Source organism: Pseudomonas kitaguniensis, assembly GCF_049199985.1.
GTDB lineage: Bacteria > Pseudomonadota > Gammaproteobacteria > Pseudomonadales > Pseudomonadaceae > Aquipseudomonas > Aquipseudomonas kitaguniensis.
The window spans coordinates 218,324-237,828 of record NZ_JBLZPT010000003.1 but is presented as its reverse complement, the minus strand read 5'-3'; the positions used below and the strand labels follow the sequence as shown (position 1 = coordinate 237,828).

Annotated in this window: 17 protein-coding genes; 7 read left to right on the top strand and 10 right to left on the bottom strand. The window is 59.1% G+C overall.

Features of this window, described 5'->3' with window-relative positions:
- Positions 1-20 precede the first annotated feature (20 nt).
- Complete coding sequence (gene sctC, locus ACOZK9_RS06545) at positions 21-1,523, bottom strand: type III secretion system outer membrane ring subunit SctC (protein ID WP_421555476.1); 1,503 nt, start codon at positions 1,521-1,523, stop codon at positions 21-23.
- 246 nt (positions 1,524-1,769) lie between these two features.
- Here sctC and ACOZK9_RS06540 point away from each other — a divergent pair, with 246 nt between their 5' ends.
- The 5 genes from ACOZK9_RS06540 (at position 1,770) to cobA (ending at position 7,712) form a co-directional block, all read left to right on the top strand.
- On the top strand, positions 1,770-2,996 hold the full coding sequence (locus tag ACOZK9_RS06540; protein ID WP_152748846.1) for a CmpA/NrtA family ABC transporter substrate-binding protein: 1,227 nt from the start codon (positions 1,770-1,772) through the stop codon (positions 2,994-2,996).
- Positions 2,997-3,009: 13 nt separating this feature from the next.
- The gene (locus ACOZK9_RS06535) at positions 3,010-3,585 is read left to right on the top strand and encodes an ANTAR domain-containing response regulator (RefSeq protein WP_152748845.1); all 576 of its coding nucleotides are present in this window, start codon (positions 3,010-3,012) and stop codon (positions 3,583-3,585) included.
- Between the two features lie 221 nt (positions 3,586-3,806).
- Positions 3,807-5,018, top strand: a complete 1,212-nt coding sequence (locus tag ACOZK9_RS06530) for a nitrate/nitrite transporter (protein ID WP_058412262.1) — start codon at positions 3,807-3,809, stop codon at positions 5,016-5,018.
- On the top strand, positions 5,018-6,688 hold the full coding sequence (locus tag ACOZK9_RS06525; protein WP_421555475.1) for a bifunctional protein-serine/threonine kinase/phosphatase: 1,671 nt from the start codon (positions 5,018-5,020) through the stop codon (positions 6,686-6,688). The genes ACOZK9_RS06530 and ACOZK9_RS06525 overlap by 1 nt, the downstream gene beginning before the upstream one ends.
- Positions 6,689-6,968: 280 nt before the next feature.
- Positions 6,969-7,712, top strand: a complete 744-nt coding sequence (gene cobA, locus ACOZK9_RS06520; protein ID WP_058412264.1) for a uroporphyrinogen-III C-methyltransferase — start codon at positions 6,969-6,971, stop codon at positions 7,710-7,712.
- Between the two features lie 60 nt (positions 7,713-7,772).
- Here the strand turns inward: cobA and ACOZK9_RS06515 are convergent, their stop codons facing one another.
- The 8 genes from ACOZK9_RS06515 to ppsA form a co-directional block, all read right to left on the bottom strand.
- A complete protein-coding gene (locus tag ACOZK9_RS06515; RefSeq protein ID WP_058412265.1) occupies positions 7,773-8,756 on the bottom strand; it encodes an OmpA family protein in 984 nt (327 codons plus the stop codon).
- Positions 8,757-8,863: 107 nt separating this feature from the next.
- Positions 8,864-9,454 (bottom strand): RNA polymerase sigma factor SigX, encoded by a 591-nt coding sequence (gene sigX, locus ACOZK9_RS06510; RefSeq protein ID WP_058412266.1) that lies wholly within the window; start codon positions 9,452-9,454, stop codon positions 8,864-8,866.
- An 84-nt stretch (positions 9,455-9,538) separates the two neighbouring features.
- A complete protein-coding gene (locus ACOZK9_RS06505; RefSeq protein ID WP_421555474.1) occupies positions 9,539-10,363 on the bottom strand; it encodes a mechanosensitive ion channel family protein in 825 nt (274 codons plus the stop codon).
- 2 nt (positions 10,364-10,365) lie between these two features.
- Positions 10,366-10,611, bottom strand: a complete 246-nt coding sequence (locus ACOZK9_RS06500) for a hypothetical protein (RefSeq protein ID WP_058412268.1) — start codon at positions 10,609-10,611, stop codon at positions 10,366-10,368.
- 86 nt (positions 10,612-10,697) lie between these two features.
- Positions 10,698-11,693, bottom strand: a complete 996-nt coding sequence (locus ACOZK9_RS06495) for a zinc transporter ZntB (RefSeq protein ID WP_058412269.1) — start codon at positions 11,691-11,693, stop codon at positions 10,698-10,700.
- Between the two features lie 27 nt (positions 11,694-11,720).
- Positions 11,721-12,212, bottom strand: coding sequence for a ribonuclease E activity regulator RraA (gene rraA / locus ACOZK9_RS06490; protein WP_058412270.1), 492 nt, complete (start codon positions 12,210-12,212; stop codon positions 11,721-11,723).
- A 230-nt stretch (positions 12,213-12,442) separates the two neighbouring features.
- Positions 12,443-13,432 carry an alpha/beta fold hydrolase gene (locus ACOZK9_RS06485; protein ID WP_421555473.1) on the bottom strand — a complete coding sequence of 330 codons (990 nt, stop codon included), beginning with the start codon at positions 13,430-13,432 and terminating at the stop codon, positions 12,443-12,445.
- 106 nt (positions 13,433-13,538) lie between these two features.
- Positions 13,539-15,914, bottom strand: a complete 2,376-nt coding sequence (gene ppsA, locus ACOZK9_RS06480) for a phosphoenolpyruvate synthase (RefSeq protein ID WP_421555472.1) — start codon at positions 15,912-15,914, stop codon at positions 13,539-13,541.
- A gap of 178 nt (positions 15,915-16,092) precedes the next feature.
- Here ppsA and ppsR point away from each other — a divergent pair, with 178 nt between their 5' ends.
- Positions 16,093-16,911 (top strand): posphoenolpyruvate synthetase regulatory kinase/phosphorylase PpsR, encoded by an 819-nt coding sequence (gene ppsR / locus ACOZK9_RS06475; protein ID WP_058412273.1) that lies wholly within the window; start codon positions 16,093-16,095, stop codon positions 16,909-16,911.
- 109 nt (positions 16,912-17,020) lie between these two features.
- Here the strand turns inward: ppsR and ACOZK9_RS06470 are convergent, their stop codons facing one another.
- Positions 17,021-18,445 (bottom strand): aminotransferase-like domain-containing protein, encoded by a 1,425-nt coding sequence (locus tag ACOZK9_RS06470; RefSeq protein WP_152745666.1) that lies wholly within the window; start codon positions 18,443-18,445, stop codon positions 17,021-17,023.
- Positions 18,446-18,605: 160 nt separating this feature from the next.
- On the opposite strand from ACOZK9_RS06470, the gene ACOZK9_RS06465 reads away from it, so the two are divergent.
- Positions 18,606-19,499: a DMT family transporter gene (locus ACOZK9_RS06465; RefSeq protein WP_161936694.1), complete on the top strand. Its 894-nt coding sequence runs from the start codon at positions 18,606-18,608 to the stop codon at positions 19,497-19,499.
- The last annotated feature ends 6 nt before the right edge of the window (positions 19,500-19,505 follow it).

Here is a 19,505-nt window from a genome sequence, read left to right as displayed (position 1 = left end):
GTGCGCTTAATCGGGCTATTTCATTCAGCGGCCTCACGGTTTTCACGCACAAACGCGCGCTGCACGCGCTCATGTTGGCTTTGAGTCAGCGGTGGCGGGCCGACGGCGCCGGCCAACATCTTGGTGTCGAGCCCTACCGCGCGCGCCTGGATCACAAATAGCCGTACCTGCGCACGTCGGCCGCGCGCGCTCGCTTCGTCGTCACGTCGAAAACCGCCCAGCCAAAGACGCTTGCCCTGAGGCACGCGCACCACCGTGCTGATACCGACTCGCCCCACCCCGCCTGCCGCACCGGGCCTGAGTTTGCTGTCGAGCTGACGGTCATCCTTCAGGGTCAGGAGCATTTCGATCTGATTGGATTCAACAAAACGCGCAAGCACACTGGCATCAGTGCCATACCGCACGGGCTGCCAGTCTCGGTCATCGTCCCCGGAGCCTTGCAGGTAAAACGTATGGTTGTCCTGGAAAACCGCCGGAACGTTTTCCTCTGTGAGCACCACGGGGAACGCGGTCACCCTGGCTTTACGGCGACGCTCCAGCGCACCGAGCTGCAGCATCAGGCGCTTGTCGTCGAGAGGTTCCAGCACGCGCGTCGGCGACGGCGAATCGTTGCTGCCCTGAGCCCAGGCCGCGTCGATTTTCTGGAGTTCGTCGCGGTCTACGTCTACCTGCCACAACGACACTTCAACCGGCCGCTTGGGTGTGTCGAGCGCCTCCACCAGCGCTTCAATCGCTGCCACCTGGGCAGGTTTGCCCTTGACCAACAAGCTGTTGGAGTCAGGGTAGGCCATCACCAACAGGCTCTTGTCGGCCAGTAAACTCACGGGGCGCTGCGCGCCATTCTTCTGCTCGATGGCCAGCACGGCGTCGATCATCGAGGCCATGCCCGACACAGTGACCTTTTCGTCACCCATGGCGTACTGACGGTCGGCCACATGGGTATTGAACACCTGCACCACACCGAAGGTCTGCGCCCCCACGCGCACCTCGCGCGGTTGCTTGTCCATCAGTTGGGCCAGGTGCAGTACCTGGTCCACATAATCAGGTGGCCCCGACACATAGAACGTGCGCGCACCGCTCTCGCGCAGGGGGAAGCGTGATTCATCCAGCCCCGATCGGCGCATGAACCCTCGCAGCCTGTCGACCGAGATATGCCGCAGTGCCACCGCAGAGCTTTTCGCTTCGCCTGCGTCATAGAGATAAAACACTTGCCCGTTGCTGTACCAGATCAGCCCTTGCTGCTGCGCAACCGCCTCAAGCGTGAGCTGCGGCGCCGCCAGATCGAAGGCCCCCGAAATGCGTTTACGCGCGACTTCGCGGCTGACCACCACGGGCAAGCCCAACGGCACCGACAGCGCAGTAAAAAAGGTGTGCAAGCTTTCATCCCGCGCCAGGTAGCTGTCCCCCTGGGCATGAACATTTGCTGACAACAATGCGAGGCACATCAACCAGAAATGCAACCAGAAATGCAACCTGTAATGCAGCCAGTGGTGGCGCATCATGGCCGGGGAATCGATAGACACCATGGGGTTCCTGGCAGTCTGGCGTAAAGAGGCGGCCATACTGAAAGGCAGACGCGTTTGAATCTTGATGGAAAGCTGACGGAAGACTGCGCCTGTCTGCGCGTGGCATGTGCCTTGCTACGAACTCCGCATAAGCGCGCACCAACGTCGGAGCGTGCCTACCGACAAAGGCGTCGTTATCCTGCAATGGCCTGTAGCGCCATCCCGGGAAACGACGCTTTTTTTTGACAGATAAGGTAGGTGTTGATGAACGATTCGGTCGACAACAGCCCGGTGAACAATCCGCTGGCTTGGGTAAATGGCAGTGACGCTCCGGAAAAGAGCAGCCTCGACCTGGGCTTCATGGCGCTGACCGACTGCGCCTCACTGGTGGTGGCCGCGACCCAAGGCTTCGCCCAACCGTTCGGCCTGACCTTGAACCTCAAGCGCCAATCATCGTGGGCCAACCTGCGCGACAAGCTGGTCAGCGGTGAACTGGACGCGGCGCAAAGCCTGTATGGGCTGGTTTATGCGGTGCATTTGGGCATTGGCGGCGTAGCGCCTACCGACATGGCCGTGCTGATGGGGCTCAACCAAAACGGCCAGAGCATCAACCTGTCAAACAGCCTGCAGCAGCAGGGGGTGGTCACTCCTGAGGCACTCGATCGCCACGTGCACCAAAGCCGTACAAAACTGACTTTCGCTCAAACATTCCCCACCGGCACGCACGCCATGTGGCTGTATTACTGGCTGGCAAGCCAAGGCATTCATCCATTGCAGGATGTGAACAGCGTGGTGGTGCCGCCGCCGCAGATGGTCGCGCACCTGCAAGCGGGGCGCATCGATGGCTTCTGTGCCGGCGAACCGTGGTGCGCCAGCGCGGTAAAACACAACCAGGGTTTCACCCTGGCAACCACACAGGCGATCTGGCCGGACCATCCGGAAAAAGTCCTCGGCTGCACTCAGGCCTTTGTCGACCAATACCCCAATACCGCACGCGTGCTGGTGATGGCGGTACTTGAAGCCAGCCGTTTTATCGAACAAAGCCAGGAAAACCGCCGTTCTACCGCGCAGTTGTTGAGCGCCCGCGAATACCTCGACGCACCGCTCGATTGCATCGAGCCGCGCTTGCTGGGTGCCTATGATGACGGTCTGGGCAACCAATGGCAGGACCCGCATGCATTGCGCTTTTTCGGTGATGGCGAGGTGAACCTGCCCTACCTGTCAGACGGCATGTGGTTCATGACTCAGTTCCGCCGTTGGGGTTTGCTGCGCGAAGACCCGGACTACGTGGGCATCGCCCGTAAGGTGCAGCAATTGGACCTGTACCGCCAGGCCGCCAACGCCGTTGGCGTGCCAGCAAACAGCCAGGACCTGCGCAGCAGCCAATTGATCGACGGCAAAATCTGGAACGGCTCTGACCCCGCCGCCTACGCCCGCAGCTTCCGCTTGCATGCGATGGTGGACGATTCCAGCCGCCAAGCGCTGCGCTGACAGGACGACCGATATGTTGCGAATACTGTTGATCAACGACACCCCGCGCAAGGTCGGCCGCCTCAAGGCTGCGCTGACAGAGGCCGGGTTTGAGGTGATCGATGAGTCCGGCCTGACCATCGACCTGCCCGCGCGCGTCGAAACAGTGCGCCCGGACGTGATTCTGATCGATACCGAGTCACCAGGCCGCGATGTGATGGAGCAAGTGGTGCTGGTGAGCCGCGACCAACCACGGCCAATCGTGATGTTTACCGACGAACACGACCCCAGCGTAATGCGCCAGGCGATCAAGTCCGGCGTCAGCGCGTATATCGTCGAAGGCATCCAGGCCCAGCGCCTGCAACCGATCCTTGATGTGGCCATGGCCCGTTTTGAAAGCGACCAGTCGTTGCGCGCGCAGCTGCACGCACGCGATCAGCAGTTGGCCGAACGTAAACGCATCGAGCTGGCCAAAGGCATGCTGATGAAAATGAAGCACTGCAATGAGGAAGAGGCCTACACCCTGATGCGCCGCCAGGCCATGAGCCGCCAACAGAAGCTGATCCAGGTGGCAGAGCAGATCATCGCAATGAACGAGTTGCTCGGCTGAACAACCGGCCGCGTTGGCGCAGGACTTGCTAAGCATTCATTACAGGTAACCAACGGCGGTTGCCCCCTCTACGACAAAGACGTCGCCCACCCGGTTTGCCGAGCAAACCCGGTGGCGGCGTTTTTTCGTTTTGGCCCCAGTTCATGGGGCCGGTGGGGCGGCCTCAACCGGCTGTTCCATCACAGGCCTTCTTACAAGACTCCCAACCGTTGAGGTGCGTGATGAAATCAAGCTTCTGGAAATCCGGGCACACCCCGACCCTGTTTGCCGCGTTCCTGTATTTCGACCTGAGCTTCATGGTCTGGTACTTGTTAGGCCCACTGGCGATACAGATCGCGGCCGACTTGCACCTGACCACCCAGCAACGTGGCCTGATGGTAGCGACGCCGATTCTGGCGGGCGCGGTGCTGCGCTTTCTGATGGGCATGCTGGCCGACAAACTGTCGCCCAAGACCGCCGGGCTGATCGGCCAGGTGATTGTGATCGCAGCCTTGTTCGGGGCCTGGAAACTCGGGGTGCACAGCTACGAGCAAGCCCTGCTGCTGGGCGTATTCCTCGGCATGGCCGGTGCGTCTTTTGCGGTCGCGCTGCCCTTGGCCTCCCAGTGGTACCCGGCCGAGCACCAAGGCAAGGCCATGGGCATCGCCGGCGCCGGCAACTCCGGCACCGTGTTTGCCGCATTGCTCGCGCCTTTATTGGCCGCGGCGTATGGCTGGAGCAATGTGTTTGGCTTCGCGCTGATTCCGTTGATTCTCACCCTGATCGTCTTCGCGTGGCTGGCACGCAATGCGCCTGAGCGCCCGAAAGCCAAATCCATGGCCGACTATTTTAAAGCCTTGGGCGACCGCGACAGTTGGTGGTTCATGTTCTTCTACAGCGTGACCTTTGGCGGCTTTATCGGCCTGGCGAGTGCCCTGCCCGGTTATTTCAACGACCAATACGGCTTGAGCCCGGTGACCGCCGGTTACTACACCGCCGCTTGCGTGTTTGGCGGCAGCCTGATGCGCCCACTGGGCGGCGCGCTGGCTGACCGTTTCGGCGGTATTCGGACCCTGCTCGGCATGTACGGCGTAGCAGCCGTGTGCATCGCAGCGGTGGGCTTCAACCTGCCAAGTTCTTACGCTGCACTGGCCCTTTTCGTCTGCACCATGCTCGGCCTCGGCGCAGGCAATGGCGCAGTGTTCCAACTGGTGCCGCAACGCTTTCGCCGCGAGATCGGCGTAATGACCGGCCTGATCGGTATGGCTGGTGGTATCGGCGGCTTCGCCCTGGCGGCAGGCATGGGCGCAATCAAGCAGAGCACCGGCAGTTATCAGATGGCCCTGTGGTTGTTCGCCAGCCTTGGTGTATTGGCCTGGTTCGGCCTGCACGGTGTTAAACGCCGCTGGAGAACCACGTGGGGTTCGGCCGCAGTGACTGCTGCACGCGTCTGATGAGCTTGCAACTGAGCGTCGCCCAAGCCAGCGCTATCGGCCCTCGCGCGGAAAACCAGGATGCACTGCGGGTGGTCACCCCCGTGGCGGAACTGGCCGCGAGTAAAGGCTACCTGTGCGCCATCGCCGATGGCGTCAGCCAATGCGCCGACGGTGGCCTGGCCGCGCGTTCGACCTTGCAGGCGCTGGCCCTGGACTATTACGCCACGCCGCAAACCTGGGGTGTGGGGCAGGCACTCGAACGTTTATTGCTCGCACAAAATCGCTGGCTGCAGGCCAACGGCGGTGGTCAGCCGTTGCTGACCACGCTCAGTGCCCTGGTATTTCGTGGCCAGCGTTTTACCCTGGCGCATGTCGGTGATTGCCGCGTGTATCGCTGGCTGAACGGCGAGTTGCAGCGCGTCAGCGAAGACCATGTGTGGGAACAACCGGGCATGCAGCATGTGCTCAAGCGCGCCCTCGGCCTGGACCAACACCTGGTGCTGGATTTTCTCGACGGTGAACTGCGCGAAGGTGAGTGTTTCCTGCTGCTCAGCGATGGTGTGTGGGCCGCGTTGGGCGATCACAGCATCAGCGCGATTTTGCGCGAGCAAACTGACCTCGAGCTGGCAGTAAAAACCCTGGTTAACGCTGCGCATTTGGCCGGCAGCCAGGATAACGCCAGCGCCTTACTGGTGCGCATCGACAAGCTCGGCGCCGCCACGCTTGGCGATGCGCTGGTGCAGTTACAGCAATGGCCATTGCCACCGCCACTGAAAGCCGGGCAACGCTTTGAAGGCTGGCAGGTTGAAAGCGTGCTGGCGCAGAGTCGGCAGTCGCTGCTGTACCGGGTGCGCGATGCCCAACAGCAACCTTGGCTGCTAAAAACCTTGCCGCTCAACCGCGACGACGACAACGATGCGGGCCAAGCCTTGCTGGCGGAAGAATGGTTTTTGCGCAGGGTTGCCGGGCGCGCGTTCCCTGAAGTGCATGCGGCCAGCGGGCGTCAGCATTTGTACTATGTGATGCGCGAGTACCCGGGGCTTACCCTTGCCGCGCTGTTCCAGCGCCAAGGCCCGCTGCCCTTGGCGCAATGGCAGTCAATCGCCGAGCGTTTGCTACGTGCCGTGGGTTTGCTGCACCGACGCCAGATCTTGCACCGCGATATAAAACCGGAAAACCTGCTGCTGGGCGACGATGGCGAACTGCGTGTGCTGGATTTCGGCCTCGCCTACTGCCCGGGGCTCTCCGAAGACCGCGCGCACTTGCTGCCTGGCACTCCGAGCTTTATTGCACCCGAGGCGTTCAGTGGCGAGCGTCCTACGCCGCAACAGGATTTGTACAGTGTTGGCGTGAGCCTGTATTACCTGCTGACCGGGCATTACCCCTACGGTGAAATCGAAGCCTTCCAACGACCGCGTTTCGCCCAGCCCGTCAGCGCCAGTCGCTATCGCCCCGACCTGCCGGATTGGTTGCCACTCAGCCTGGAACGCGCGGTAGCGGCGCAACCGGGACACCGTTATGAAACCGCTGAAGAGTGGTTGCTGGTGCTGGAGCAGGCAGACCGTCGCGAATTAAGCGTGCGGCCACGGCCATTGCTGGAACGTGAACCGCTCAAGGTCTGGCAAACCCTGGCCACGGTTTCGCTGTTGATCAATCTGGTGCTGCTGTATGGGTTGTTGCACCACTAAAAGGCAAATTCTCAGGTTGTTTCGACGCCTAGCCGAATAAAACCGCTACCGGCTGACTTGGCACAGCCGCTGCATTGGTTAACCCGACAACATACATATACCCGCCCGTTCAACGTCGAAGGGGCGCGTTTCCCGAGATAACGGGACCAGGACAAAGGCGTCCTCGCTAGGTAACCAGCGGGGACGCCTTTTTGTTTGCGCGTAATTTTTCGAGCCATCGCGCAGACAACAGCGCCAGGGTTCGCATAACCGTCAGCGAGAAGGCTGCGAGGAGAACGACATGAACGCAAAAGTCTGGCTGGTGGGCGCAGGGCCTGGTGACCCGGAGTTATTGACCCTCAAGGCAGTGCGCGCGCTGCGCGAGGCCGACGTGGTGCTGATCGATGATTTGGTGAATGCGGCGGTACTTGAACACTGCGTTAACGCGCGGGTGATTACCGTCGGCAAGCGCGGCGGTTGCCGTTCGACGCCGCAGGATTTTATCCACCGCCTGATGCTGCGTTACGCACGCCAAGGCAAGTGCGTGGTACGCCTGAAGGGCGGTGACCCGTGTATTTTTGGTCGCGGCGGCGAAGAGGCGATGTGGCTGCGCGAACGCGGGGTTGACGTTGAACTGGTCAACGGGATCACAGCGGGTTTGGCGGGCGCAACGAATTTTGATATTCCGCTGACGTTGCGCGGTGTAAGCCGCGGCGTAACGCTGGTCACGGCGCATACCCAGGATGACAGCAGCCTGAACTGGCGCGCACTGGCCGAGGGCGGAACCACGTTAGTCGTGTATATGGGCGTGGCGAAGCTTGAAGAGGTCCGTCAACAGCTGCTCGACGGCGGAATGGCTGCGGACATGCCGGTGGCCATGATCGAAAATGCATCGCTGCCGCAACAGCGCGAATGCCGTAGCGACCTGTCACACATGCATAGGGATGCACTGGCGTTCGCTCTGAAGAGCCCGGCCATTTTGGTGATCGGCAGTGTTGCCGCCACTGCGCAGGCAGCGTGCGTTGCAGCATCAGCCAGCGCCTGAGGCAAATTACAGGCGAAAAAAAGCCCGGCCTAAGCCGGGCTTTTTTCTACCACTCAGTAATTACTGAGCAGCTTGTGCTTCAACCGAGGCTTCTACGCGACGGTTAACAGCACGGCCAGCTTCAGTTGCGTTATCAGCAACTGGGCGGGATTTGCCGTAACCAACCGAGCTTACACGGTTAGGAGCGATGCCGTCTTTGACCAGAACTTGCTTGACCGCGTCAGCACGACGCTGGGACAGCTTCTGGTTGTAAGCGTCAGGACCGACGGAGTCAGTGTGACCTTCAACAACGGTGGTAGTTTGTGGGTACTGTTTCATGAAGTCAGCGAGGTTTTTCACGTCGCCGTAGCTGTTAGGCTTAACAACCGACTTGTCGAAGTCGAACTTCACGTCCAGCTCAACACGAACAACCTGAGCAACTGGAGCTTCTGGCTCTGGAGTTGGCTCTGGAGCTGGTGCTGGGGTAGGAGCTGGAGCTACTGCGCCAGCGTTACCGCCGAAGTTCACACCCAGGCCGACCAGTGCGGAGTAATCCCACTTGCCGTTGTCCAGAGCGTAGTCAGCTTCAACACCGGCACGAGCGTACAGGTTGTTGGTGAAGTAGTACTTCACACCAGCGCCAGCGATAGCCAGGGTGGACTGGTCGCGACCGCTGTGGCCGTCAGCTTGAACGTTGGTACGGCTCTGGTGGCCGAAACCGCCTTCAACGTACGGACGCAGGCTGTCAACGCCAGCCTGACCGAAGTGGTACTGAGCAGTCAGGCTGCCAGTGTCGCCTTTGATCTTCTGGTTGCCAGTACCGTCGTTCGAACGGGTGTGGTTAGTCTTGTCGTACGACAGGTTCAGCTCCAGGTCGTCGGTCAAGAAGTAACCAATACGAGCGCCTGGGTTGAAGCCGTCTTCGATGTGCTTAACGCTATCGTTGAACTGCTTTTTGTAGAACAGCTCGCCTTCAACTGCGCCTTGGCCTTGTGCCAGTGCGCCGAAAGAAGTAGCGGCAATAAGAGTACCAATGGCCAAGCCCAAGGTGTTTTTCAGTTTCATCCGTTAAATCCCCATCTGGTGATTGTAAAGCAGTCCCACAAACCGGGGGACAACTCGGCGACAAGTCTAACAGAACTTGCCTACACGTAAGAGATATTTGCCACGCACTAAGTTTCAGTCTCGCCCGCAAATTTCTCACGTAATTTATCAAGAGCACGTTTGTAACGCATTTTTGTAGCACTCAAGCCCATATGCATGATGTCAGCAATCTCCTGAAACTCGAGCTCTGCGACGAATCGCAGCACCAGAATTTCCCGGTCAATTGGATTCACATGCACCAGCCAGCGATCGAGTCCGGCCTTTTCCTCGGGTACCGGCGCCTTTTCTTCAGACGCTTCCTCAAGGGGGTCCAGACTCAAAGCGTCCATCAAGCGACGCTTTCGCCGTTCCTTCCGATACTGTGTGATGCATTCGTTGTACGTGATGCTGTACAGCCAGGTCTTGAACTTCGATTTACCCTCGAAATTCTTCAAGCCATACAACACCTTAAGCATCACTTCCTGACAGACATCGTCCGCATCTCTATCGTTCCCCAAATATCTTGAACAAACGTTGAACAGAGTGCGTTGATACCTGCGCATTAATTCTTCGTACGCACGGGTTACGTGAAAAAGCTCCGTGTGTGCACGCGCGACCAGCTCCTCATCAGAGAGCTCACGGGGGTCATAGCGCGTGGACAGCGTTTGGGCTTTATTCAAAACAAATCGTGCCGACAGTCAGGTCAATGTGCGCTACACCCGGTCAGCCGGGTTTGCGGCGGCGTACATTAGCAGGATGCCGGGTTAGCGGCTACTGACCTGCTGTTCCAGGAGAATCCGATTGGACAGCGACACCAGGTCCCCGTCATCGGTCAGCACCGTCGTCTTGACTGTGCCGATCTCCTCAATTTGCCCTTCGACCTCGCCCACACGTATCTGTTGCCCAACCTGATACAGCTCACGCACGTAGATCCCCGCAAGGATCTGACCGGCAATTTGCCGGCTCCCCAAACCCATGGCCAGCGCAACAGCCAGACCAACGGTAATCAAAACAATCACGATCACGTGGTTGAGCAGGTCGGTTTTGACCTCCAACTGGCTGATCGCGACGGAAATACTGATGATGATCACCAGCCCCTGAGCGATTCGCCCCAGGCCCGCAGCATAGTCGAGCCCCACACCTTCGGCAGCCCCGCGCACCAGCCCATTGGCCAGTTGCGCCAGCAAAACGCCTACCAACAGCACCAGCGCGCCGCCAAAAACTTTCGGCAAATACAGCGCAAGCATGTCGAGCGTAGCTGAAACTCGCTCAAGTCCAAGCGATTGAGCTGCAGAAACCAGAAAAATAAGCAAAACAAACCAATAGACGATCTTCCCGACCAGGGTAGAGATCGGCACTTGCAGCCCGGCGCGGCCTAACAGCTTAGTCAGGCCGGTGCCTCCCATCAATCGGTCAAGGCCCAGTTTTGCGAGTAATTTGGAGAGCAAGGTGTCGAGCAGCTTGGCCACCACAAAACCCAACAACACCAGCACCAGTGCGCCAAGCAGGTTGGGAATGAAATTCGCCACCTTCGTCCACAGCGCAGTCATCGCGGTGAACAGGCTCTGGGTCCAGAGATTAATTTCCATATTCAATCAGCCTTATCAGCAGTGCGAGCAACAGGTTTACGACGGGAAACCGGGGATACATGGGCCGAACCATTGTTCAGAGCCATCATCAACGCCGGCAACCAGCGACCGAGCAGACCGAACAGGTCACCCGCCCCCACCTGACGGTTGGCGGTTTTCAACACGCGGCCCAGGCATGCGTCGTCGTCACGGTTGGACGGCGAAGCATTGAGCATGTCACGTAAAGACTGTTCGAACGGATCGTGCATAAAGACCTCTCGCAAGTGTTTTAAAAGACGAGGGTAAAATTCCTGAGGTCACATAAGACCTTTACTACGTTCAGGTCATATTCAGCTCAAACCCAGCGCAATCGTCGAAACAGCCACCACTGCCCCAGTGCTACAGCCACCATCATCAGGCACGCAATCATAAAACCATAAGGGCTTGCAGAGAACGGAATGCCGCCCACATTTATACCCAGCAAGCCGGTCAGAAAACTCATCGGCAGGAAGATTCCGGTGATGATCCCGAAGCGGTACATGGTGCGATTCATACGCACGCTCAAGCGCCGATCTTCAGCCTCAAGCACAAGCCCCACGCGCTCCCGGGCCAATTCCAGCTCCTCCAGGTAGCGGGTCAGGCTGTTGTGTAACTCGTTCCAATAATCGGCATCATCGTCACAAAACCACGGTAATTTTATCCGCGTCAGTTGCGCGAAAATATCCCGCTGCGGCGCAAGGAAACGCTTCAGGCCAGCGGCACGCCGGCGGATCTGCAAAACACTGCCATGCTCTGGCGTATACCGTTCGTCGGTATCAAGTTTTTCCTCCTCAAAATCGACGATTTCGGACAAGTCAGTCACCAGATCCTGCACTTTATTGGTCAGGTACTGCGCCATATAAAGGATGAGTTCGGACGCAGTTTTTGGGCCTTTGCCGTCCGCCAGTTGCACCAGCAATTCATCGGTTGCGCGCAGCGGGCGCAGGCGCAGCGAAATCACGCGGCTGGCCGCCGCAAAAATACGCACCGACACCATGTCTTCAGGTTCTGCGCCCGGGTTGAGATTGACCCCACGCAGGAACAGCAGTAATTCGGCGTCCGGAAGCGGCAGCAGGCGCGGGCGGGTGTTCTCCTCCAGCAACAAGTCACAGGCGAACTCGCTCAAGCCACTGGATTTGCGCAGCCAGGTCTGGGTTTGCGGATGGCTGCGATCCCAATGCAGCCACAGGCTTTCCTGCGGCTGCAATTGCAAGTCGTCGAGCTCAGTCCGGGCAATCCAACGCGCACCGCCTTTACCGTCCAGCACCAGGGCATGCACCAGCCCCCATTGCGCGTTTTCTTCCTCGAACATCCTCACCCCTATCGGCTACTGCAGTGTTTATTCAGGCATTTTCAGCGGGCTTGGCGAGACGATCACGCCATTATTGTCGGCGTAGAGGTACTCGCCCGGGCGGAACGTCACACCCGCGAAAGTCACCGCCACGTTGAGGTCGCCAATACCGCGCTTGTCGGTTTTCATTGGGTGAGTCGCCAGTGCCTGCACCCCCAGGTCAGTTTGGGCGATGACATCGACATCACGGATGCAGCCGTAAATAACCAGCCCTTCCCAGCCATTTTTGGCGGCTTTCTCGGCGAGCATATCGCCCAACAAGGCGCGACGCAGGGAACCCCCACCGTCGACCACCAGCACCTTGCCGGCGCCTGGCTGATCAACCTGTTCCTTGACCAGGGAGTTGTCTTCGAAGCATTTGAGGGTGACGATTTCGCCACCGAAGGAGTCTCGGCCACCGAAATTACTGAACATCGGCTCGACTACCTGCACCAGGTCCGGGTAGGCGTCGCACAGGTCGGGCGTCACGTAATGGTTCATCGAGAAACTCCTGTTATCAAAGAAGAGGTCCAACATCCCAAGGTGTACATTAGAAAAACGCGTCGCAACAGGCATTCTTTAAGTGTTCCGCGTTTGACGGCGGCCATGATCGGACCCACCCCGGCGCAACGCAATAGGCACTGAGCGACTGAATATGACCAGAAGCGTTTAACGCGTCATAGTTTAGCCGCAACCACGCGCGAGTGAAACGCCCCGAGCAGAGCCATGCATCACGCCGTTTCCGCCACCTGCGGCTGCGTTCCGAATAGAGGTGTCAGCGGATCTTTCAACCACTGCGCCACCAACGGCCACACTTCTGCCTGAGCGGCTTTACTGACCAGCATCTCGACATGCCCGAAGTCGCCGGTAAAGCCCTGCCGGCGCCCCAGGCACAGGTATTGGCGATGCTCGGCGCCGACTTGTTCAAACAGCTTGCGGCACGCCCAATCCGGGTCTTGCTGGTCACCCGCCGCGCTGACGGCCAGCAACGGCACATCGACGTCGGCCAAGCCCTTCCACCAATCGCGTTCGGCGTCGCCAAAGCGTCCGAACAGGCCATTCCAGCGCATGGCTTCGATCAGTACGCCCGCCGGTTCATCTTCGGGGCCGCGCTTTAGCGTCGGCCCGGACAGCTGGGCAAAACGTTTCAGGAGGAAACGGCCGCTCCACTCCACCAGCGGAATTTTCAGCGGCCAATGGCTGCGGCTGACCTGGCAGCCAAACAACGCCACGGACGCAGCAGCCGCCGCACCCAAATGCTCACCACCCAGGGCCGCAGCCAGCGTGGTAGCGCCGAGCGAATGGCCGACCCAATGCGCAATCTGCCCGTTTTGCTCATGCACAAACGCGCCAATCGCAGGCAAATCGTAGCGCGCATAGTCTGCAACGCGATTTTTGGCGTAGTGCTGATTGCGCTTGGACAAGCCATGCCCGCGCATCTCCGGGATCCACACATCAAACCCCTGGCGTGCCAAATAGGCACCCAGGCCGATGCCCTTGGGTGAGTACCAGAAACGCCGATTGGAAAAGCTGCCGTGCAATAAAATCACCGGCGTGCCCCGGTTCTCCGGGACATCGGCCAAGCCCAAACGGGTCACGGCCAACTCGACGGTGCCGTCGGGGCTGTTGCCGGGTTTAAGCCGGTAAACATCTTCACTCAGGTCGCCACGACGTTCAGCACTGATCAGGGCGACGGGAAACAGGTTGCTACTGCTTTGCATAATGCTCTTGCACAAAAAAGGGCGGCGTCCGGAAGGAGTTCCGCCCTGCACAGATAAGAATGCCGGTCGCCCTTGACGGGTGACCGGCACTTTTGAAGGGTCGACCTTAAGCGGGCGTTTGGCCTTCTGCCAGGAAGAACCAGGTTTCCAGCACGGAATCGGGGTTCAGCGAGACGCTTTCGATGCCCTGTTCCATCAGCCACAGGGCCAGGTCCGGGTGGTCGGAAGGGCCTTGGCCGCAAATGCCGATGTACTTGCCGGCCTTGTTACACGCCTGGATTGCGTTGGACAGCAGCTTCTTGACCGCAGGGTTACGCTCATCAAACAGGTGGGCGATGATCCCCGAGTCGCGGTCCAGGCCCAGCGTCAACTGGGTCAGGTCGTTGGAGCCGATAGAGAAACCGTCGAAGAATTCGAGGAATTCCTCGGCCAGAATCGCGTTGGAAGGCAGCTCGCACATCATGATCACGCGCAAGCCGTTTTCACCACGCGAAAGGCCGTTCTCCGCCAGCAAATCGACCACCTGGCTCGCTTCGCCCAAAGTGCGCACGAACGGCACCATGATTTCAACGTTGGTCAGGCCCATCTCGTTGCGCACGCGCTTGAGGGCGCGGCACTCCAGCTCAAAGCAGTCACGGAACGCTTCACTGATGTAACGCGAGGCGCCCCGGAAGCCCAGCATCGGGTTTTCTTCTTCCGGCTCATACAGCTTGCCGCCGATCAGGTTGGCGTATTCATTGGACTTGAAGTCCGACAGCCGCACGATGACCTTTTTCGGGTAAAACGCCGCTGCCAGAGTGCTGATGCCTTCCACCAGTTTCTCGACGTAAAAGCCCACCGGGTCGTTGTAACCGGCGATGCGTTTGTCGACGCTTTCCTTGATCTCCAGCGGCAGGCCGTCGTAGTTAAGCAAGGCCTTGGGGTGCACGCCGATCATGCGGTTGATGATGAACTCCAGGCGGGCCAGGCCCACACCGGCGTTCGGCAACTGCGCGAAGTCGAAAGCACGGTCCGGGTTGCCGACGTTCATCATGATCTTGAACGGCAGTTCGGGCATGGCATCGATGGAGTTTTGCTTGATGTCAAAGCCCAGCTCGCCTTCAAAGATGAAGCCGGTGTCGCCCTCAGCGCAGGAAACCGTCACGCCCTGGCCGTCTTTCAACAGCTGGGTGGCGTTGCCGCAACCGACGACCGCTGGAATACCCAACTCACGGGCAATGATCGCCGCGTGGCAGGTACGCCCGCCACGGTTGGTGACGATGGCACTGGCGCGCTTCATCACCGGTTCCCAGTCCGGGTCGGTCATGTCGGACACCAACACGTCGCCTGGCTGGACTTTGTCCATCTCGGACACGTCCTTGATGATGCGCACCTTGCCCGCGCCGATGCGCTGGCCGATGGCACGGCCTTCGACCAGCACGGTGCCGGTTTCCTTGAGCAGGTAGCGTTCCATGACGTTGGCCGACGTGCGGCTTTTCACGGTTTCCGGGCGCGCCTGCACGATGTACAGCTTGCCGTCGTCACCGTCTTTGGCCCACTCGATGTCCATCGGGCACTTGTAGTGCTTTTCGATGATCATCGCTTGCTTGGCCAACTCGCTGACTTCAGCGTCGGTCAGACAGAAGCGCGCGCGTTCGGCCTTGTCGACGTCAACGGTTTTTACCGAGCGACCGGCCTTGGCCTCGTCGCCGTAGATCATCTTGATCGCCTTGCTGCCCAGGTTGCGGCGCAGGATCGCCGGGCGACCGGCCTCAAGCGTGTGTTTGTGTACGTAGAATTCGTCCGGGTTGACCGCGCCTTGTACGACGGTTTCACCGAGGCCGTAGGCGCCGGTGATAAACACCACGTCACGAAAGCCGGATTCGGTGTCGAGGGTGAACATCACGCCGGCAGTGCCGGTTTCCGACCGCACCATGCGCTGTACACCGGCAGACAAGGCCACCAGCTTGTGGTCGAAACCCTGGTGTACGCGGTAGGAAATCGCACGGTCGTTGAACAGCGAGGCGAACACTTCCTTGGCGGCGCGAATCACGTTTTCAACGCCGCGAATATTCAGAAAGGTTTCTTGCTGGCCGGCAAACGAGGCGTCCGGCAGGTCTTCGGCGGTGGCCGAGGAGCGCACAGCGACGGCCATGTCCGGGTTGCCGGCCGACAGCGTGGCGAAGGCTGCGCGGATTTCTTCGTTGAGCTTCTCGGGGAACTCGGCTTCCATGATCCATTGGCGGATCTGGCTGCCGGTCTTGGCCAGGGCGTTGACGTCGTCGACATCCAAAGCGTCCAGCGCAGCGTGGATCTGGTCGTTGAGGCCGCTCAGTTCGAGGAAATCGCGGTAAGCCTGGGCAGTGGTGGCGAAACCACCGGGCACTGAAACACCCGCGCCTGCAAGGTTACTGATCATCTCGCCGAGGGATGCGTTCTTGCCCCCCACATGCTCTACATCATGGACGCCGAGCTTATCGAGGGAAACTACGTACTCTACCAAGGTGATCTCTCCACTTTCTGTGTTGGAAAAGCTCAGGACGCCGGTTGCTCAGTAGGAGCATTCGCCAGCGCTTGTGGCCTGGACCTGGAAAATAAGTGAGAATGCGGCCCACTGCGGGACGGCAAAATCGCGCCTATCATATCCAAGATTCGCCATCAGCTTAAGGCCCAGGGCTCAAATGAAACGATCTGCTTTCTTTATCTCGGACGGCACTGGCATTACAGCCGAAACATTGGGTCAAAGCCTGCTCGCGCAGTTCGAAAACATTACCTTCGCCAAATTCACGCGGCCCTACATAGACAGCGTAGATAAAGCGCGGGCCATGGTACAACAAATCAATCTGGCGGCCGAAAAAGACGGCTTTCGTCCAATCATTTTTGACACCATCGTCAATCAAGACATTCGAGAGATCCTGGCGACCTCCAACGGTTTCATGATCGACATCTTCTCGACGTTCCTGGCGCCGCTGGAACAAGAGCTGAGCGAACACTCCTCCTACTCGGTGGGCAAGTCCCATTCCATTGGGCATAACTCCAATTATATGGAGCGCATCGAGGCGGTGAATTTCGCCCTCGACAACGACGACGGCGCCCGCACGCATTACTACGACAAGGCCGACTTGATCCTGGTGGGCGTGTCGCGCTGCGGCAAGACCCCGACCTGCTTGTACATGGCCATGCAATTCGGCATCCGCGCGGCCAACTACCCACTGACCGAGGACGACATGGAGCACCTGACGCTGCCCGCCGCCCTGCGCGCGCACCAGCACAAGCTGTTCGGCCTGACCATCGACCCGGACCGCCTTACCGCGATTCGCAACGAGCGCAAGCCCAACAGCCGCTATTCGAGCTACGCCCAGTGCGAGTTCGAAGTGCGTGAAGTGGAAAATCTGTTCCGGCGCGAGAATATTGCGCACATCAATTCCACGCATTTTTCGGTGGAGGAGATTTCGGCGAAGATCTTGGTCGAGAAAGGCGTGGAGCGGCGCTTCAAATAATCTTCATTGCCTGACCTGACGCCTTCGCGAGCAAGCCCGCTCCCACATTTGGAAGGCACTTCATTCCCCTGTGGGAGCGGGCTTGCTCGCGAAGAACGATGATGCGGTCTTAAAGGTGGAACCGTCCGCCGCCCTGCCCCAGCGCGGTGGCCAGTGCATCAAACCCCGCCCTTAGCAATTGATCATCGCCCGACGTATTACAAATACTCGCCCGAATAAACTGCGGCACGGCCGTTTGCCCCACGGCAAATGCCTCGGCGGTGGCGATCAGGTAATTATTCTGCTTGAGCTCCGCCTCGATTTCCGACGCACGCCACGGCTCCGGCACTTCGATCCAAAAGTGCGGGCTGTTCAGATGAGTACGGTATTGCAGGCCCGCCAACAGGTCCCGCACGAGGGCTTTGCGCCGGCTGATCTCGCTGATCTGCTGGCTTAACAGGTATTGCGCGGTGCCGTTTTCGATCCACTGCGTCGCCAGTTCCAGGGTCACCGGCGTGGCCATCCAGCAGGTCGAGCGCAACGCCGCCGAAACACGGCTGACCAAGGCGGGTGGCGCATGCACATACCCCACACGTAACCCGGCGGACACCGCCTTGCTCAAGCTACTGATCAAAATCGTACGCTCGGGCGCGAAAAAACTCATCGGCGGCGGCCGGTCTTCTACCAATACGCCGTGGGCTTCGTCTTCAAGAATCAGCAGGTTGTGTTCGCGACAGACTTTCGCCAGCGCTTCGCGGCGCGGGATCGACAGCACCGCCGTGGTCGGGTTCTGGATGGTTGGCGTGCAGTACATCGCTGAAACCCGGTGATTACGACAGACCTCATCCAACGCGCTGGGCAACACGCCTTCTTCGTCCATTTCGAGGCCAATCAAGCGCACGCCGAGCATGCGCGCGGCGGTGATCAGGCCGGGGTACGTGAGCTGTTCGGTCACCACCGTATCGCCCGCGCGCAACAGCGCCATCATTGCGCAGAGCAAACCATGCTGGCCGCCGTTGACGCAGATGACCTGCTCGGGGATCGGATGAAAATCGCGCTGTACCAGCCACTGCGCGCCGGCTTCACGGTAGCGTGGCAAACCCGCATCCGGGGTATAGGCGCTGATGTCCTGAAGGAATTTGGCGTTGCTCGACAAGGTTTGGAAGCTCTGCGCCAGAAACATCGTTTCTTGCCCAGGAATATGCATGTTACGGCTCATATCGAAGTACTGGCGCGGCTCATCGCTGACGTTGCGAAAGCCTTCATCACGCTGGCGCTCCATCCCGCGCTTGCGCACGAAAGTGCCGTCACCGACGCGCGCCACCACCAACCCCAGCCGCTCCAGCTCGCCGTAGGCTCGGCTGATGGTGCCGATGGTGACGCCTAAATTGTCGGAGAGCACCCGATGCGGCGGGAGTTTTCGTCCCGGCTCAATCAGGCCTTCGAGGATGCCCCGCTCCATCACATCGGACAGGCGCTTGTACTTAACGCCCTGCCCGTTGGACAAGCCCTCACGCATAATTGACACCATGTCAATATTTGTTTTGACAGCCATCTTTTGCCCTAATAGTGTGCTTTTTCGGGTTCAATCACGCAGTTAAACAACTTAATACACAGTCAATATAGAGTTCAATTCCGGCTCAGGGAAGTAATAAACGATGCCAATGTCCGCCGTTCTGGAAAACACTACAAAAACAAAAACTCAGAAACAGTGGTTGGCCGGCCTGGTCACCAGCGTGATGTTTCTTATCGTGTGCCTGAGTTGGGGCACCACGTGGCTGGGCATCAAGATCGCCGTCGAAAGCGTGCCACCGCTGACCTCTGCGGGCTTGCGCTTCTTGATCGCGTTTCCGCTGTTCCTGTGTTTTGCCCTGGCGCGCCGCGAGCCAATCCTGTTCCCGCGTGAAAGCCGCTGGTTCTTTGTGTTCGTGACCCTGTCCTACTTCAGCGTTCCGTATTACTTGCTCAACTACGGCGAGATGCATGTCTCATCCGGCCTCACCGCGCTGCTGTTCAGCTGCATGCCGGTGTTTATCCTGATTTTTTCCGCGCTGTTTCTGCGCGAACGCATCTACTTTTCCCAAATAATCGGCATCGGCATCGGTTTCGGCAGCCTCTACATGATCATCCGGGGCCAGGGCCTGCACCTGGACCACGCCGAGTTTTTCGGGGTGTTGGCGATTCTGACCGCAGCGGTCATGCACGCCTTGTGCTACGTGATTACCAAGCAAAAAGGCAGCGCCATCAGTGTGATCACCTACAACACCTTGCCCATCGGGATCGCCGGGTTGATGCTGTTTATGGCCGGCCTGTGGTTTGAAACACCGACCTTCGAAACCATCACCCTGCGCTCCTGGAGCGCGCTGTTCTACTTGGGCCTGGTGGCGTCGGTGGGCGGGTTCATCGTGTATTTCATGCTGCTCAAGCGCTTGAGCCCGATCATCTTGTCCTTCGTGTTCATCATCTTCCCGGTGTTCGCGGTGATCATCGGCGCCTGGTACGAAGGCGTGGCGATTTCACGTGACCTGATGCTGTACTCGGCGATTCTGCTGGCCGGTTTTGCGATCACCAAATTGCCCATCGAAAAACTCCTGGCCAAGAAAAACTGATGCCTC